Source organism: Microbacterium terregens, assembly GCF_039534975.1.
Classification (GTDB): domain Bacteria; phylum Actinomycetota; class Actinomycetes; order Actinomycetales; family Microbacteriaceae; genus Microbacterium; species Microbacterium terregens.
This window is the reverse complement of the sequence record NZ_BAAAWH010000001.1, coordinates 714,273-729,120: the sequence shown is the minus strand read 5'-3', so window position 1 is coordinate 729,120 and position 14,848 is coordinate 714,273. Positions and strand designations below refer to the sequence as shown.

General features: G+C 68.6%; 11 protein-coding genes and 1 pseudogene. 4 read left to right on the top strand and 8 right to left on the bottom strand.

Annotated elements, in window-relative coordinates; genetic code table 11:
- Positions 1-142 precede the first annotated feature (142 nt).
- From msrA to ABD655_RS03390, 3 genes are all read right to left on the bottom strand, one after another.
- Positions 143-688 carry a peptide-methionine (S)-S-oxide reductase MsrA gene (msrA, locus tag ABD655_RS03400; RefSeq protein WP_344711637.1) on the bottom strand — a complete coding sequence of 182 codons (546 nt, stop codon included), beginning with the start codon at positions 686-688 and terminating at the stop codon, positions 143-145.
- Entirely contained in the window at positions 685-1,158 is a 474-nt protein-coding gene (gene msrB, locus ABD655_RS03395) for a peptide-methionine (R)-S-oxide reductase MsrB (RefSeq protein WP_344711636.1), read from the bottom strand. The genes msrA and msrB overlap by 4 nt, the downstream gene beginning before the upstream one ends.
- A 108-nt stretch (positions 1,159-1,266) precedes the next feature.
- The gene (locus ABD655_RS03390) at positions 1,267-2,628 is read right to left on the bottom strand and encodes a threonine/serine exporter family protein (protein WP_344711635.1); all 1,362 of its coding nucleotides are present in this window, start codon (positions 2,626-2,628) and stop codon (positions 1,267-1,269) included.
- A 153-nt stretch (positions 2,629-2,781) separates the two neighbouring features.
- Between ABD655_RS03390 and nhaA the strand changes: the two genes are divergently transcribed.
- From nhaA to ABD655_RS03370, 4 genes and pseudogenes are all read left to right on the top strand, one after another.
- Positions 2,782-4,671 (top strand): Na+/H+ antiporter NhaA, encoded by a 1,890-nt coding sequence (nhaA, locus tag ABD655_RS03385; RefSeq protein ID WP_344711634.1) that lies wholly within the window; start codon positions 2,782-2,784, stop codon positions 4,669-4,671.
- 31 nt (positions 4,672-4,702) lie between these two features.
- Complete coding sequence (locus ABD655_RS03380; RefSeq protein ID WP_344711633.1) at positions 4,703-6,334, top strand: FAD-dependent oxidoreductase; 1,632 nt, start codon at positions 4,703-4,705, stop codon at positions 6,332-6,334.
- Positions 6,335-6,521: 187 nt separating this feature from the next.
- Positions 6,522-7,490, top strand: a pseudogene (locus ABD655_RS03375) (pyridoxal-phosphate dependent enzyme); the annotation flags it as partial.
- Positions 7,491-7,510: 20 nt separating this feature from the next.
- Positions 7,511-8,677: a cystathionine gamma-synthase gene (locus tag ABD655_RS03370; protein WP_344711632.1), complete on the top strand. Its 1,167-nt coding sequence runs from the start codon at positions 7,511-7,513 to the stop codon at positions 8,675-8,677.
- Positions 8,678-8,692: 15 nt separating this feature from the next.
- Here ABD655_RS03370 and ABD655_RS03365 read toward each other — a convergent pair whose 3' ends face one another.
- The 5 genes from ABD655_RS03365 to ABD655_RS03345 are packed head-to-tail and all read right to left on the bottom strand — an operon-like array spanning position 8,693 to position 14,808.
- Entirely contained in the window at positions 8,693-9,349 is a 657-nt protein-coding gene (locus ABD655_RS03365) for a hypothetical protein (protein ID WP_344711631.1), read from the bottom strand.
- Positions 9,350-9,382: 33 nt separating this feature from the next.
- A complete protein-coding gene (locus ABD655_RS03360) occupies positions 9,383-10,966 on the bottom strand; it encodes a peptide ligase PGM1-related protein (RefSeq protein ID WP_344711630.1) in 1,584 nt (527 codons plus the stop codon).
- Complete coding sequence (locus ABD655_RS03355; RefSeq protein WP_344711629.1) at positions 10,963-12,111, bottom strand: response regulator; 1,149 nt, start codon at positions 12,109-12,111, stop codon at positions 10,963-10,965. Before ABD655_RS03355 ends, ABD655_RS03360 begins: the two co-directional genes overlap by 4 nt.
- Positions 12,101-12,490, bottom strand: coding sequence for a response regulator (locus tag ABD655_RS03350; protein WP_344711628.1), 390 nt, complete (start codon positions 12,488-12,490; stop codon positions 12,101-12,103). The genes ABD655_RS03355 and ABD655_RS03350 overlap by 11 nt, the downstream gene beginning before the upstream one ends.
- Complete coding sequence (locus ABD655_RS03345) at positions 12,490-14,808, bottom strand: hybrid sensor histidine kinase/response regulator (RefSeq protein ID WP_344711627.1); 2,319 nt, start codon at positions 14,806-14,808, stop codon at positions 12,490-12,492. The genes ABD655_RS03350 and ABD655_RS03345 overlap by 1 nt, the downstream gene beginning before the upstream one ends.
- Between the last annotated feature and the right edge of the window lie 40 nt (positions 14,809-14,848).

The following is a 14,848-nucleotide window of genomic DNA, read 5'->3' as shown; positions in this document are numbered from 1 at the left end:
CTATGTGCGCCCCCGACGGCAAGGCAATGCTCGCCGCCCACCCGGCAGCATGGCTCGCGCCACCCCGGGAAACGACGCCGTTCCCGCACGACGACGACAGGGCCGCAGCATCGGATGCTGCGGCCCTGTCTCGGGTGACCGGTCAGACGGTCGAAGCGGTGTCGCGCTTCGGGAGCACCCAGCCGGGCCGCACGAAGTGGCAGGTGTATCCGTGCGGGATCCGCACGAGGTAGTCCTGGTGCTCGGGCTCTGCCTCCCAGAACGGGCCCGCGGGCTCGATCGTGGTGACCGCCTTCGCGGGCCAGAGTCCCGACGCATCCACGTCGGCGATGGTCTCGCGGGCGATCTCCTCCTGCTCGGGCGTGAGCGGGAAGATGGCCGAGCGATAGCTGGACCCGATGTCGTTGCCCTGACGGTTCAGCGTCGACGGGTCGTGGATCTGGAAGAAGAACGCCAGGATGTCGCGGTACGTGGTCTGCGTGGGATCGAACACGATCTCGACAGCCTCGGCGTGACCGCGGTGGTTGCGGTATGTCGCATGGTCGTTGCTTCCGCCGGTGTAGCCGACACGGGTGTCGAGCACGCCGGGCTGCTTGCGGATGAGGTCCTCGACGCCCCAGAAACAGCCGCCGGCGAGCACGGCCGTCTCGGTGCCGGGGGTGCGGGTGATGGTTCCTGTGTCGGTCATGATGCGTTCTCCTGATTGGTGGTGGTGTCCTCGAAGAGCCTCCGGTAGTCACCGTAGCCCTGCTCCTCCAGCTCTGCGACGGGCACGAAGCGCAGCGCTGCCGAGTTCATGCAGTAGCGCAGGCCGCCGGCCTCCCGAGGCCCGTCGTCGAAGACGTGGCCGAGGTGACTGTCCGCGCCGGACGAACGCACCTCGGTGCGCTTCATCCACAGCATCCGGTCGACCTTCTCCGTGACGGCCTGCGCATCGATCGGCTTCGTGAAGCTCGGCCATCCGGTGCCGCTTTCGTACTTGTCGGTCGACGAGAACAGCGGCTGACCCGAGACGACGTCTACGTAGATGCCGGCCTCGTGGTTGTTCCAGTACTCGTTGCGGAACGGCGGCTCGGTGCCGTCGTCCTGGGTGACCCGGTACTGAGCGGGTGTGAGGCGACTGAGGGCATCGGCAGTCGCGCGGTAGTCCTGTGACACGTTTCCTCCTTGTGCGACGCGGCTGGCTGCTGCGTCACAGAGAAGAACAGAGGGCACGGCGTTTTTGGTCCCGTGAAGCTGAAAGCACGCCGTGAGTTCGCAGCGGCATCAGAGCGCGGGCCGACGCATCCTGTTGGAGAAGCTGGAGCCCGCCAGGACGCCGAGCGCGACCGCGACCATCGTGGACAGGGTCGCGATCAGCGATGACGACCCCGCCGCATCGCCACCCAGCACGTCGGCCACACCGACGAGGCCCAGTGCGCCGGGAACGAGGAGCCAGAATGCCGGAGTGAAGCTGACCAGTGCGGCGGGACCCGACGGCTGCCGTGCCACCAGGGCGGCGACGGGGGTCACCACCAGACCGCCGACGAAGGCGGACAGCACGCCTCCCAGCAGCACCCCACCGAGCACCTGCGCCGCATAGCCGACGGCCAGCACCAGCAGGATCCAGGGCATCGTGCGGCGCGGGGCGCTCCGGTGCACGCAGATGGCCACGCCGAAGACGGCGACGGCGATCCACGGCGCGATCGGACCGAGCGCGGTCGGCTGCGAGGTGAACTCGAAGTCGGGCACGCCCACCACGGCGGCGGCGGTGACGATCCCGGCGCCGAGGAGGAGGAGCTGCATCACACCGGCTGCCAGTCGCCCCGCGCCGGAGATCATGTGCCCGGTGCACAGTTCGAGCACGGCCGTCGTCAGCAGCGCTCCGGGCAGCAGCACGACCAGCGGAGCGAACAGCGCCGGCAGGATGCCGCCCTCCGACCCCGATCGAAGGAGAAGAAACACCGCGAGGGCGACGCCGAAGGCGATCGCCACCGTGATCAACGCCCCATAGCGCCGCGGCAGCCGCTCGCTCACGAGCAGAGCCGCACCGGCCAGGAGGCCGAGTGCAGCGGAGAGCGAAACGCCCGTCCATGACGCGCCCAGCAGCACTGAGAGCGCCCCGCTGAGAAACGCGTAGGCCACGATCCTGGCCACCCGCGGATACGTCGGTCGCATCTGATGGATCCGGCCGATGCGCTCCACCGTCGAGCGCGCATCCAAGACGCCGGTGCGCGCAGCATCCACGGTGCGCTGGACCTCGTCCACCTGGGACAGCAGGAGCTGACCGTCGCCGCTCGCCACGGCGCCGGTCTGCTGCTGCCCCTCACCGCGTGCCGAGACCAGGAGCGCGTTGGGGAATACCAGCGCCTCGCTCTGCGGCAGCCCGTTGACACGAGCGATGTCGCCGAGCACGTTCTGAATCGTGTCGACGGAGTACCCCGCCTGGATCATCGCGCTGCCCACCGCCTCCGCCGCCGCGAGCGCCGCGGAAGCGTCGGGCTCATCCTCGCCGGTGACCGGGAGGGAGCCGGTGATCACCGCCGCGCGCGCGCTGATCGCGATGTCGTGCTGGGCCCTCGGTCGCAACGCGAGAAGGAGGATCACTGCGCCGACGAGCACGCCGATCGCGATGAACGTCGAGGTCACAGTGGGGTCCAGGTCTGCCGGGGATGGTGTGCATTCTCACACGCGGGCGTCGGAGTTGGCAGAGAATCCGACGCCCGAGAATCCGGAGGCCGGGAATTCGGATCCCCGAATTCGACTTGTCGCCGTGGTGGAGGTCGACGAGAATGCACACAAATGTCCGACTTGACGCGCACCCCGTCGACGCCCAATCCCGAACCCGCTGAGCAGCGCTCGCGCACTCGGCGCTCCATCGCGGAGAAGATCGGCGATCTGGGGCAGACCCGCATCGGCGCCCTGCTTCTTCTGATCGCGACGCTCGCCGCGATCATCTGGGCGAACGTGGCCTCGGGGTCGTACGCGACGCTGTGGGAGACGCACCTGACCGTCGGGGTGGGGGATCTGCAGCTCGATTTCACCCTGCATGCTCTCGTGAACGATGCCCTCATGGCGATCTTCTTCTTCACCGTCGGGCTCGAGGTCCGGCGCGAGTTCGCGATCGGCGAACTGACCAGCTGGTCCCGAGCCATGGTGCCGGTCGTCGCGGCCGTCGCCGGGCTCGCGGTGCCCGCGCTGCTGTTCGTCCTCATCGCCGCGGGCTCCGGGTACGAGGCCGCATGGGGAATCGTGATCTCCACGGACACGGCGTTCCTCGTCGGCGCGCTCGCGCTGATCGGGCCGCGCGTTCCCGGTCGGCTGCGCGTATTCCTGCTGACCCTCGCGGTGGTGGATGACATCGGGGCGCTGAGCATCATCGCGTTGGTCTACACCGAGAATTTCAACCCGCTCCCGCTCCTCGTCGCCGCGGCCGGGTTGGCGGGGGTGTACTTCACCCGATACCTGCGCGGTGGGCGGGGCCCGGTCTACGCGACCCTGGCGATCATCGTGTGGCTGGCTTTTCTGGCCTCCGGCGTGCACCCCACCCTCGCCGGCGTCGCGATCGCCCTCCTCGTGCCGGTGTATCGTCCTGACCGTCGCGATGTGGAGCACGCGCTCGATCTGGCGCGCACGTTCCGGCAGTCCCCCAACACGCAGTACGCGCGTGCGGCGGCGAACAGCCTGCGCGAATCCATCTCGATCAACGAGCGGCTCCAGTCCGCGTACGCCCCGTACGTCGCGTACGTCATCCTCCCGCTGTTCGCACTGGCCAACGCGGGCGTCGTGCTCAGCCCCGAGATCCTCGCGGGCGCGATGACGTCGGCGCTGACGTGGGGCATCGTCGTCGGCCTGGTGGTGGGCAAGTTCCTGGGCGTCTTCGGGTCCGCCGCCATCCTGCGCCTCCTGCGTCTGGGCGAATTCGGGCCGGGACTGACACTGGACCGCATCGCCGGCGGAGCGGCGCTGTGCGGCATCGGATTCACCATCTCGCTGTTCATCGTCGACCTGGCCATCGATGATCCTGCGGCGCAGAACCAAGCACGCGTCGGCGTGCTCGCCGCGTCCGTGCTCGCCTTCATCATCGCCACCGTGATCTTCCGCGTCTCGGACGCCGTCCATCCGGATGTCGATTCAGGCCAGACGCTGATGCGGCGGGTCGACCCCCAGCGCGACCATGTGTTCGGCGCGGCGGATGCCCCGTTCACGATCGTGGAGTACGGCGACTTCCAGTGCGGCTTCTGCCTCAAAGCCTCCGGCTCGATCCAGGAGGTGCACGACCAGCTCGGCGACAGGCTCCGCTACGTCTGGCGCCACGCGCCGCTCACAACGGTGCACCCGAACGCGCTCGCCGGCGCAGAGGCGGCAGAAGCGGCATCCTTGCAGGGAAAGTTCTTCGACTTCGAACGAGGGTTGTTCGCCGACCAGGAGAACCAGCGGCCGTCCGACATCATCCGCCTCGCACGGGAGCTCGGTCTCGACGTCCCCAAGTTCGAGAGGGACCTCATGTCCGCTGAGGTCACCGGGCGCGTGCAGGACGACATGCTGGATGCCGAGGCGATGGGCATCACGTCGGTGCCGACGCTGTTCATCAACGGCCGGCGGCACACCGGTCCCTACGACGCCCAGTCCCTCATCCGCGCTCTCGAGCAGTCCGAGCAGGAACCGCAGCCCGCTGCCCCCGCCCGATAGTGCGGGGACGATCGAAAGCAGTCTGGTGAAGATGGAAAACGACAATCTGGATCCCATCCAGCGCCCCGACCTGACCGACGCGCAGTGGGAGCGCCTGCTCGACTTCGGCACCCCGCAGGATGTCGCGGCAGGCGAATACCTCTTTCGCTCGGGCGACCGGGAATACGACATGATCCTCGTCGAGTCGGGCGAGCTCGAGGTTGTGCGCGATTCGCTGTGGTGGGTCGAGGAGGCCGTGATCGCGCGGCCGGGCCCGCGCTCGTTCGTCGGCGAACTGGGCCTGCTCAATGGCCAGGGCGCGTTCCTGTCCGCGCGGATGTCCACGCCGGGACGGGTGTCGATGGTGACGCGGACCGATCTGCGCCGTCTCATGAGCGAGGATGACGAGCTGTGCGACCTCATCCTCCACGCGCTGTGGGCTCGTCGCGAGTCGCTGCGCAAGGGCCCGGCGGCGCTGACGCTCAAGCTCGTCGGCCCCACCTCATCGCGGGATTTCCTCTCGCTTCGCCGATTCGCCGAGCGACTCGATCTGGTGCATTCCGCGGTCGAGCTGCAGCCCGGTGAACTCGGATCCCTCACCGGTCACGGGATCACCGTCGACGATCTTCCGGTCGCGTTCATCCAGGGAGAGCCCCTTCTGCGGGCCACGCCCGGCATGGTCGCCGAGCGCCTGGGTCTGAGCTACCAGGCCAACGGAGACGAGATCGTGGATCTCGTGGTCGTGGGCGGCGGCCCCGCCGGGCTGGCGGCGGCGATCTACGGCGCCTCGGAAGGGCTGAGCACGGTGCTGCTGGATGCCGTCGCTCCCGGCGGCCAGGCCGCGGCGACATCGCGCATCGAGAACTTCCTGGGCTTCCCCTTCGGGGTGAGCGGACGGGACCTGATCGGTCAGGCCTCACTGCAGGCCCTCAAATTCGGCGTCCGCGTCTACGCGCCGTGCGAGGCGGTCAAGCTGGAGCCCGCGGACGAACTTCTGGATGTCACCCTCACCGACGGGCGCATCATCCGCACCCGCACCGCGATCGTCACATCCGGGGCCGCCTACCGCCGCCTCGAGCTGGATCGCTGGTCGGACTTCGAGCGGGCGGGGATCTACTACGCGGCGACGCAGCTGGAGCTGCGCCAGGTCATGGAGTCACCGGTCGTCGTCGTCGGCGGTGCCAATTCCGCCGGTCAGGCCTCTCTCTACCTCGCGGCGAACGGCTGTCCGGTCCGGCTGGTCGTGCGCGGCCAGGACCTCGGTGCACGGATGTCGTCCTACCTGGTCGAGCGCCTCATGGAGGATCCGCGGGTGGAGATCCACACCGGGTCCCGCATCGTCGGACTCGACGGCGAAGAGGCGCTGGAGCGGGTCAGCATCGACACCGTCGGCGATGTCGACGCCCGTGGACTGTTCTGCTTCATAGGCGCGGAGCCGGCCACCTCGTGGCTGACGATGCTCGATCGGGATCAGGACGGATTCATCCGGACCGGTACCGACGTCGCCGCCCAGACGCTGCAGCAGTGGCAGCATCTCGGCCGGGAACCGCTGCCGTTCGAAACGTCCACGCCGCGGGTCTTCGCCGCCGGGGACGTACGACGCGGGTCGATGAAGCGCGTCGCGGCGGCCGTGGGCGAGGGGTCCAGCGCGGTGGCCTCGGTGCACCGCGCGCTCGCGAGCTGACGCCGCGGCATCCCGCCGGTTGCCGCCACGGACCGGGAACGGAGTGCAGTCGCAGCCGCTGGCCCGAGCGGCTACTGTGTAAGCGTGCTGACCTGTCGTTGTTGTCGCTGAGCGCCTCGCGCTCACTCCGACGACCCCGACGATCTCCCGCGCCTCTGACGCGCGGCCTCTCTCTCAGGACACCATCGTGCGATACGCCCAGAGCGTGACCGACCTCGTCGGCAACACTCCCCTCGTCCGCCTCAACCGCGTCACCACCGGCATCCGCGCCACGGTCCTCGCCAAGGTCGAGTACTTCAACCCGGGTGGTTCGTCCAAGGACCGGATTGCGGCCAACATCATCGAGGCGGCCGAACGCGACGGGCTGCTGCGCCCCGGCGGCACGATCGTCGAGCCCACCAGTGGCAACACCGGGGTGGGCCTCGCCCTGGTCGCCCAGCAGCGCGGGTATCGGTGCGTCTTCGTCGTTCCCGACAAGGTCGCCGAGGACAAACGTGCGGTGCTGCGCGCGTACGGCGCCGAGGTCGTGGTCGCCCCGACCGCGGTGGAGCCCGACGATCCCCGGTCGTACTACAGCATCTCGGCACGCCTGGTCGCCGAGATCGACGGCGCGTACATGCCCAACCAGTACGCGAATCCGCACGGACCGCGCAGCCACTTCGAGTCCACCGGCCCCGAGATCTGGCGCGACACCGACGGGCGGGTCACCCACTTCGTCGCCGGGATCGGCACGGGGGGCACGATCACCGGCGCCGGGCGCTATCTGACCGAGGCATCGGCCGGCGCCGTGCGGATCATCGGCGCCGACCCGGAGGGGTCCATCTACTCGGGCGGGCCGGTGCACACGTACGACGTCGAAGGCGTCGGCGAGGACTTCTGGCCCGCCGCGTACGACCCGAGCGTGGTCGACGAGATCCACCGCATCGGCGACGCCGAGTCGTTCGCGATGACCCGGCGCCTCGCCCGCGAAGAGGGGCTCCTCGTCGGCGGTTCCAGCGGAATGGCCGTCGTCGCCGCCCTCCGCGCTGCGAAGGACCTGCCCGAGGATGCGGTCGTGGTCGTGCTGCTGCCGGATCACGGCCGCGGCTACATGAGCAAGCTCTTCGACGACGACTGGATGCGCGCCCACGGCTATTCGGCATCAGACGATTCCACCCCCACCACCAGGAGCAGCTCATGACCGATCCCACCGACCACTCGACGCGCGGTTTCGACAGCCTTGCCGTGCACGCCGGGCAGGCCTTCGATCCCGCGACCGGTGCGGTCATCCCGCCCGTGCATTTCTCGACGACCTACGCGCAGGACGGCATCGGCGGTCTGCGTCAGGGCTACGAGTACGGTCGCAGCGGCAACCCCACACGGAACGCGCTCCAGACCCAGCTCGCCGCGATCGAGGGTGGCCGTCACGGTCTGTCGTTCTCGTCCGGACTCGCGGCCGAAGACGCCCTGCTCCGGTCGGTGCTGAAGCCCGGCGACGAGGTGCTGCTCGGCAACGACGTCTACGGCGGGACCTATCGTCTGATCGCACGCATCCTCGGCCCGTGGGGCATCGGGCTGCGCATCGTCGACATGAGCGATCTGGATGCTGTCGCAGCGGCTCTCGAGGAGCGACCCGCACGCGTGCTCTGGGTCGAGACGCCCAGCAACCCGCTCCTGCGGATCACCGACATCGCCGGACTCGCGCGCCTCGGCCACGACGCCGGTGCGCTCGTCGTGGTCGACAACACCTTCGCATCGCCCGCGCTGCAGCAGCCGCTGCGGCACGGCGCAGACGTGGTCGTGCACTCCGCGACGAAGTATCTCGGCGGCCATTCGGATGTCGTCGGCGGCGCGCTGGTGATCGACGACGACGCCGTCGCCGAGGGCGCGCGCTTCCTGCAGTTCGCCGCCGGCGCGGTCTCGGGCCCGCTGGATGCGTGGCTGACCACGCGCGGCATCAAGACCCTCGGCATCCGCATGCAGAGACACAGCGAGAACGCGGCGGCCATCGCGGCGTTCCTCGACGGCCACGATCGCGTCGCCCGGGTCTACTACCCGGGGCTCCCGTCGCACCCCGGGCACCAGCTGGCCGCCCGCCAGATGTCCGGCTTCGGGGGCATCGTCTCGGTCGCGCTCGGCGACGCCGCATCCGCCCGCCGATTCGCCGAGTCGACGCGCCTGTTCCAGCTCGCCGAGTCGCTCGGCGGCGTCGAATCGCTCGTCAACTATCCCCACGAGATGACACACGCCTCGGTGCGCGGCACGGAACTGGCGGTCCCCGAGGACGTCGTGCGCCTGTCGGTGGGCATAGAGAGCATCGATGACCTGCTCCACGACATCGACAGCGCTCTGGCGGCGCGATAGGGAGGCCCGCCGGGGCTAGTCGACCGGATCGATGCTCAGGCTGTCCCACCGTTCCGGCCCGACCCGCCATGGTCGGGCCAGGCCGGCGACGAGCGCCGCTACGGCGAACCCCAGGCCCGGTCCTGATGGGATGTGCCCGACGAGCGCCATCCCCCCGAACACCGACACGATGCCCAGTGCGCCGACCGTCCACGCGGCGCGACGCCGAGTTCCGAGTTCGCGGCGGAGCGCACGCCCCAGCAGCAGGAACATCACCGCGGCGGCGAGGAACCCGACCCCCGTGAGGACGAATCCGATGAATCCGAGCACCTCGTCGGGGAGGGCGTAGTCGCCGAAGACACCCACCGTCACGAGTGCGAGCGTGGCGATCACGGCACTCCACGCGCGACGGAGCCGCTCAGTGAAGCGAACCCACTGGCTGCCGACGACGCCGACCAGCCCGACGAGCCCGATCACCCAGGCACCCAGATACATCAGCCCGTAGCCGTCGTACTGCGCTGTCGAACCGGGGTCGAGCGCGCCGCCGCTGACGAGCGGATCCTGCAGAGCGGCCAGCCAGTCATGCGGCGCTTGGTACTCATCTCCGTAGGCGCCGAAGTACGAGAGCGCGAAGGCAGGGGTGATGAGCACGACGAGCAGACCGCCCAGCGCCATCACCCACCGACCCCACATGCAGCCTCCTCGGCGCCCCGCGTCGGCGTCCGATCACACCGGAAGCGCACGCTCCCGTCCGGCCGCCCGCGCCTCATCGAGGAGCACGTCGTCGGCGCGGCGGTACATGTCCATGGCCTGTTCGGGGGTGTCCCCGACAGCGGTCATCCCCACTCTTCCGATCTCCGTGAGGGAACTGATCATGTGGAAGACGATGCCGGATTGGTGGGCCTGGTCGAAGTGCAGTCCGTGCCGTGCCACAACATCGAACAGGTCCTCGACCGAGAGCGCGCGCAGCTCGGGAGCCTCGAGGTGATCGGTCGCGACGAGGTGCTTCACTGCGCCCCCGGTCGTGAGATACCTGCCCGATGCGCCGTCGTACGTTCCGTCGGTCAGGAACTGCAGTGTGAGGAACGGGTGAGTCGTGCCGCCCTTTCGCAGGTTCAACTCGATCGCGTAGGCCGACCAACCGCCGGCGGCGTCCCTCACCACCACGAAGTCCACCGCGAAGCGGCCCAGGACCCCTTCCTGGGCGAGACGCTCGCCGATCGTCACCGCGGGCTCGCTGATCAGCCTCGAGTACGCCGGATCGGCGGGGAACGTGCACCCCAGATAGCTCTGTCCGCTGGCGCCGCCGAGCAGCTGATCGTGCGTGGAGAGCAGCTCGACCGTGCCGTCGGGTCGCGCGCGAAGTTGCACGCTGGGGCTGCGAAGCTCGCCGCCGGTGATGCGCTCCTCCACGATCCCGCCGTCCGCTTCGAGCTTCGCGACATACGCCCCGAACTCGACGTGCGGAGACTCGAGCTGCATCTGCCCGATGCGTTCGAGAATGGCGCGGCGTCTGTCGGCGGGAGAGACGTCCATGATCCCCCCGAGGTCGACCAGGGCGTTCCCCGCGCCGGAGACGCCGTCGTTGAGCTTGACGATCACCTGGCTCATCGCTGACCGCTGCGCCAGCATCCCGTCGACGGCCGAGGCGACGTCCTCCAGGCTGTGCAGGTCCTCGGCGCCGAGCGGGTGCGGCACGCCTACCTCGCCGAAGAGGCGACGACATCCCGTCTTGGTTCCCAGTGACGCCAGGCGCGGGTCGCTCCCGTACAGCGGGATGCCGAGGCTCAACGCGATGTCCCGCTCGAGTTCGGTGGTGCTGTACGGGATCAGGTGACACCGCTCGCGGTTCGGCACCCGGCTCGCGATGCGGGCCAGCATCCGCGGTCGCTCGAGCAGCTTCTGGCTGAGCGGGCGCACAGACGCGTCCCCCACCGGCAGGAGCGACAGGCGCGCCAGCGCATGACTCGGGATGACCCCGGGGAGCAGCGCGATGTAGTACTCGATGATCTTCGGATCGATAGGCATCGAGGTGACGTAGATCATCCGCAGGTGCGGCTGTCGCAGCAGCAGAAGCAGAAAGAGGAAGCGCTCCTCGTACGCCTGCGTCAGGCTTCCGCTGCTATACCCGGCCGGCGTGACGGACGGGACGACGACCACGGATTCGTCATCGAAGTCCAGCTTCATCGAGTCCCACACCGCATGCATCCGCTCCTGCAGTCGACGGAACCTCGCGTTGCGCTCTTCGGCACCGAGCGATGACAGCGTCCTCAGCGCGAGTCGTGACCCTTCGTTCTCGATGCTCGTCATGGCATGACCTCGCTCTCCCGGTCCGCTCGCGATTCGTCGATGCCGGTCACATCGAACACCCGGATCGGCCGACTGAAACCGCGCAGTTCGAGCGCTCCGACCGATTCGCCCACCGCGAGGCCTTCGGTGGCGGAGTACACGCGCTGGGCGACGAGGATCTGCCATGCGAGGGCTTCACCGCAGAGGCGGGCAGCCAGGTTCGTGACGCTGCCGATAGCGGCGTAATCGAACCGGCCCTCGAAGCCGATGCGGCCGAGGGTCGCGAATCCCTGCGCGATACCGATACCGAGGGCGAGATCATGGCCCCGCCCTTGCCATCCGGCCGCCAGCTCGGTGACGCGATCCCGCATCGCCACGGCCATCGTGACGGCCCGTTCCGCGGCGTCCTCGCAGGTCATCGGGTCGTTGAAGAACACCATCAGGCCGTCTCCGGTGAAACGCTCCAGCGTGCCTTCGAACCGATGGATGAGCTCGCCGAGCGCGGAGTGGTACTCCCCCAGCACGTGCATGACCTCTTCGGGCTCGCTCGATTCGGCGAAGGGGGTGAAGCCGCGCAGGTCGCAGAACACCACGACGATCTCACGGCGGTGGCTCGCCAGAAATCGCTCGTCGCCCGAGTCGATGATCAGATCCACCAGTTGCGGCGAGAGGAATCTCCGCAGTCGGTTGACCCGTTGCAGCTCGTCGACCTGAGCGCGCACGCGCGCCTCCAGCTCGCTGTTCCAACGGGCCAACTCGGCGGATTGCCGCTCGATCGTGTCCTGGTAGCGCTTCACGCGGGTCAGCGAGGCGACGCGAGCCAGCAGTTCGCTCCGATCGAACGGCTTGCTCACGAAGTCGTCCGCCCCCGCCTCGATAGCGCGGAGCTTCTCCTGGTCGCCGCTCGCGGTGATCATCACGATGGGCAGGAACTCGAAGCCCGGAAGTACTCGAATGCGCCGGCACACCTCGTAGCCGTCCATTCCCGGCATGAGGATGTCCAGCAGCACGAGATCGACCTTGGACGTCGGAAGCAGCGACAGCGCCTCCTCGCCGGAGGAAGCCGTCACGATGCGGTAGCCCCGAGGGCTCAGGACGGCATCCAGGAGCCGGAGGTTCTGGGGCAGGTCGTCGACCGCGAGGATCGTGAGCGGGTCAGCCGACATCGGCACGCCCTCTGCTGAGGAAGTTCTCGACCTGCGCCGCCAACGCCTTCACACTGATCGGCTTGCCGAGATAGCCGTCGAACCCCTCCCGCCAGGCGCGCTCCTGGTCCTCTCTCATGGCGAAGGCCGTCACCGCCACAACCGGGACCGCGTCCAGCCGCGGGTCCTGGCGCAGCAGCCGCAGCGCCTCGTAGCCGTCGATGCCAGGCAGCTGGATGTCCATTAGCACCAGGTCCGGCTCGCAGGTCTGTGCCAGGCTGACTCCTTCCTCGCCGGAGGGCGCAGCCACCACTTCGTAGCCGGACACGGTGAGGACGTCGCGGACCAGCTTCATGTTCAGCGGGTTGTCCTCGACGACGAGGATGCGGTGGCCCGGCATCAGGTCGGTCCTTTCGTCGACACCGGCGCCTCCCGGGACGGGACTGCGGGCAGCGTTCCGGCCCGCCGCAGCGCAGCCACGAGTGATTCTCGAGCGACGGGTTTGACGAGGTAGTCGGCCGCGCCCGCCGACAGGCCGCGCTGCTGCTCGTCGAGAATCGAAACGATGATGATCGGGATGCTGCGGCTCGCGTCATCGGCTCGCATCCGCTCGAGAACCTCCCAGCCGTCGAGCCCGGGCAGCCGGATGTCGAGGACGACGGCCGCCGGCGTCACCGAACGGATCAGTTCGAGCCCTTCCTCGCCGCTGCGCGCGTGGGCAACCCGCACCCCCAGTCCGTCGAGGTATGCCGTCATCAGGTCCAGGGACGCTCGGTCGTCGTCCACGACGACGATCACCGGGAGGTCGGCCGCGGCATCCGCCATCCGGCGCGCTCTCTCGCCGATCGGGCCGAGCGGCACCGTGAAGCCGAAGATGCTGCCTTCGCCGAGTTCCGACTGGAGCCACATCGACCCACCCAGCAGCGCGACGATGCGGCGGCACAGTGTCAGACCGAGGCCGGTGCCCTCTTCCCGTTGCGTGCCGCGTCGCCCTTGCTGGAACGACTCGAAGATGCGCTCCCGGTCCTCGGGCGGGATCCCGATGCCGTTGTCGGCCACGGTGACCGCGATGGAGTCGTCCTGTCGCTTCGCCACCACCGCGATGCGACCGCCGTCCGGGGTGAACTTGACAGCGTTGCTCAGCAGGTTCAGCAGCACCTGCTTGAATCGCAGTTCGTCGGAGTCGAGCGTGTCCACCCCGTCCTCGATCTCGAGGGACAGCGCGATCCCGTGCGCCGCGGCCCGCTCGCGGACCAGCGAGAGCCCGTAGTCCAGCGCTCCGCGTACCGAGAAGACAGATCGCTCCAGCTGCATCCTGCCCGCCTCGACCTTCGACAGATCGAGGATGTCGTTCAGCAGCTGCAGCAGATGTCTGCCCGAGGAGAGGATGTCGCGGAGGTACTCATCCTGTCTTTCGTTGAGTTCGCCGAACATGCGCTCCAGCAGCACTTCGGAGAATCCGATGACGGCGTTCAACGGTGTCCGCAGCTCGTGCGACATGCTGGCGAGGAACTCGGACTTGTGCTGACTCACGACCTGCAGCTCGGCGGTCTTGGTCTCCAGCTCGCGGAACAGTTGCGCGTTCCAGACGGCGAGCGCGGACTGACCCGCGAAGGTCTCCAGGAACTCGATCGTGTCCGCAGAGAACGCACCGGGCGTCTTGCGCCTGACCACCAGGGCACCGATGATGCGTTCGCCGCGCAGCACGGGCACGGCCAGGACCGACCGCCAGCCGTCATCGTGCAGCAGGCGGAGGTGCGGATCGAGCGCCACTGTGTTCAGATCGGCCACGGCGATCGGATGCCCCTCCCGCGCCGAGCGTCCGACCAGCGTCGTTTCCAGCTCGACCCTGATCGTGCGCAGCTTCGCCAGCAGCTCCGGGCTGCTCGCATAGGCGCTCCGCACCGTGAAGCAGCGCTCCTCTTCGATGTACTCCATGATCGATCCGCCGTCGCATCCCGAGAACCGGACGGCGTTCATGATGATGTTGGAGAGGACCTCGTCCAGGACCAGGCTCGAGCTGACGATGCCGCCGACCTCGCTCAGAGCCTCCAGCTGCTCGACCTTTCGCCCGAGCTCCAGACTGCGCTCCTCGAGCGCGCGGACCAGATGCACGTTGCGCACGACGACCGCCGCCTGCGCGGCGAACGCGCCGACCAGCGCCAGCGCCCGGTCGTCGAAGGGATCCACGGCGGTGCGAACCAGCGACAGCGCGCCGACGACCTCGTCGTCCAGGAGCATCGGTGCGGCCATCACCGTCCGGAACCTCACGATCCGCTGCACGTCCTGACGCCCGTACTCCGGGTCGGTGAGCACGTCCGGGATCTGCTGGATGTTGCGATCCGCGGTGACCAGTCCGAGCAGCGACGCGCGGTCCAGGTTGAACGGGTGATCGCCGACATAGCTGACGTATTCGTCCGAGAAGCCGACGGACGATGAGAGAACGAAGTGGCCGCCCTCGATGAGCATGATCGCGGCGGCCTCGCACCGGCACAGCCGACGGACGCTCTCGACGATGCTGTCGAGGACCGCGTCGGGGTCGGATGCCGATCGACCGAGTGCGATCAGCACTTCGTTCATGGCCGCGAACTGTTCGGTGGCATCGGCGAGGTCGCGCTGAAGAGTCTCAGACTCTTCTTGGGTGATCTGCCGACCGCGCCCCATGATCATGGCCTCCTCTCTAGAGACCGTGCGCTCGCCCGCGACTTCAGCCGACATCCTCCTCGCGGCCCCAGGGCGGCGCAAGAGCGTCCGTCGT

Bases quoted from the DNA above. Each gene is read 5' to 3' on its own strand.
- ABD655_RS03380 (WP_344711633.1), top strand. From the start codon at position 4,703: ATGGAAAACGACAATCTGGATCCCATCCAGCGCCCCGACCTGACCGAC.
- ABD655_RS03370 (WP_344711632.1), top strand. From the start codon at position 7,511: ATGACCGATCCCACCGACCACTCGACGCGCGGTTTCGACAGCCTTGCC.
- ABD655_RS03345 (WP_344711627.1), bottom strand. From the start codon at position 14,808: ATGTCGGCTGAAGTCGCGGGCGAGCGCACGGTCTCTAGAGAGGAGGCC.
- msrA (WP_344711637.1), bottom strand. From the start codon at position 688: ATGACCGACACAGGAACCATCACCCGCACCCCCGGCACCGAGACGGCC.
- ABD655_RS03350 (WP_344711628.1), bottom strand. From the start codon at position 12,490: ATGCCGGGCCACCGCATCCTCGTCGTCGAGGACAACCCGCTGAACATG.
- ABD655_RS03360 (WP_344711630.1), bottom strand. From the start codon at position 10,966: ATGACGAGCATCGAGAACGAAGGGTCACGACTCGCGCTGAGGACGCTG.
- ABD655_RS03355 (WP_344711629.1), bottom strand. From the start codon at position 12,111: ATGTCGGCTGACCCGCTCACGATCCTCGCGGTCGACGACCTGCCCCAG.
- ABD655_RS03365 (WP_344711631.1), bottom strand. From the start codon at position 9,349: ATGTGGGGTCGGTGGGTGATGGCGCTGGGCGGTCTGCTCGTCGTGCTC.
- nhaA (WP_344711634.1), top strand. From the start codon at position 2,782: ATGTCCGACTTGACGCGCACCCCGTCGACGCCCAATCCCGAACCCGCT.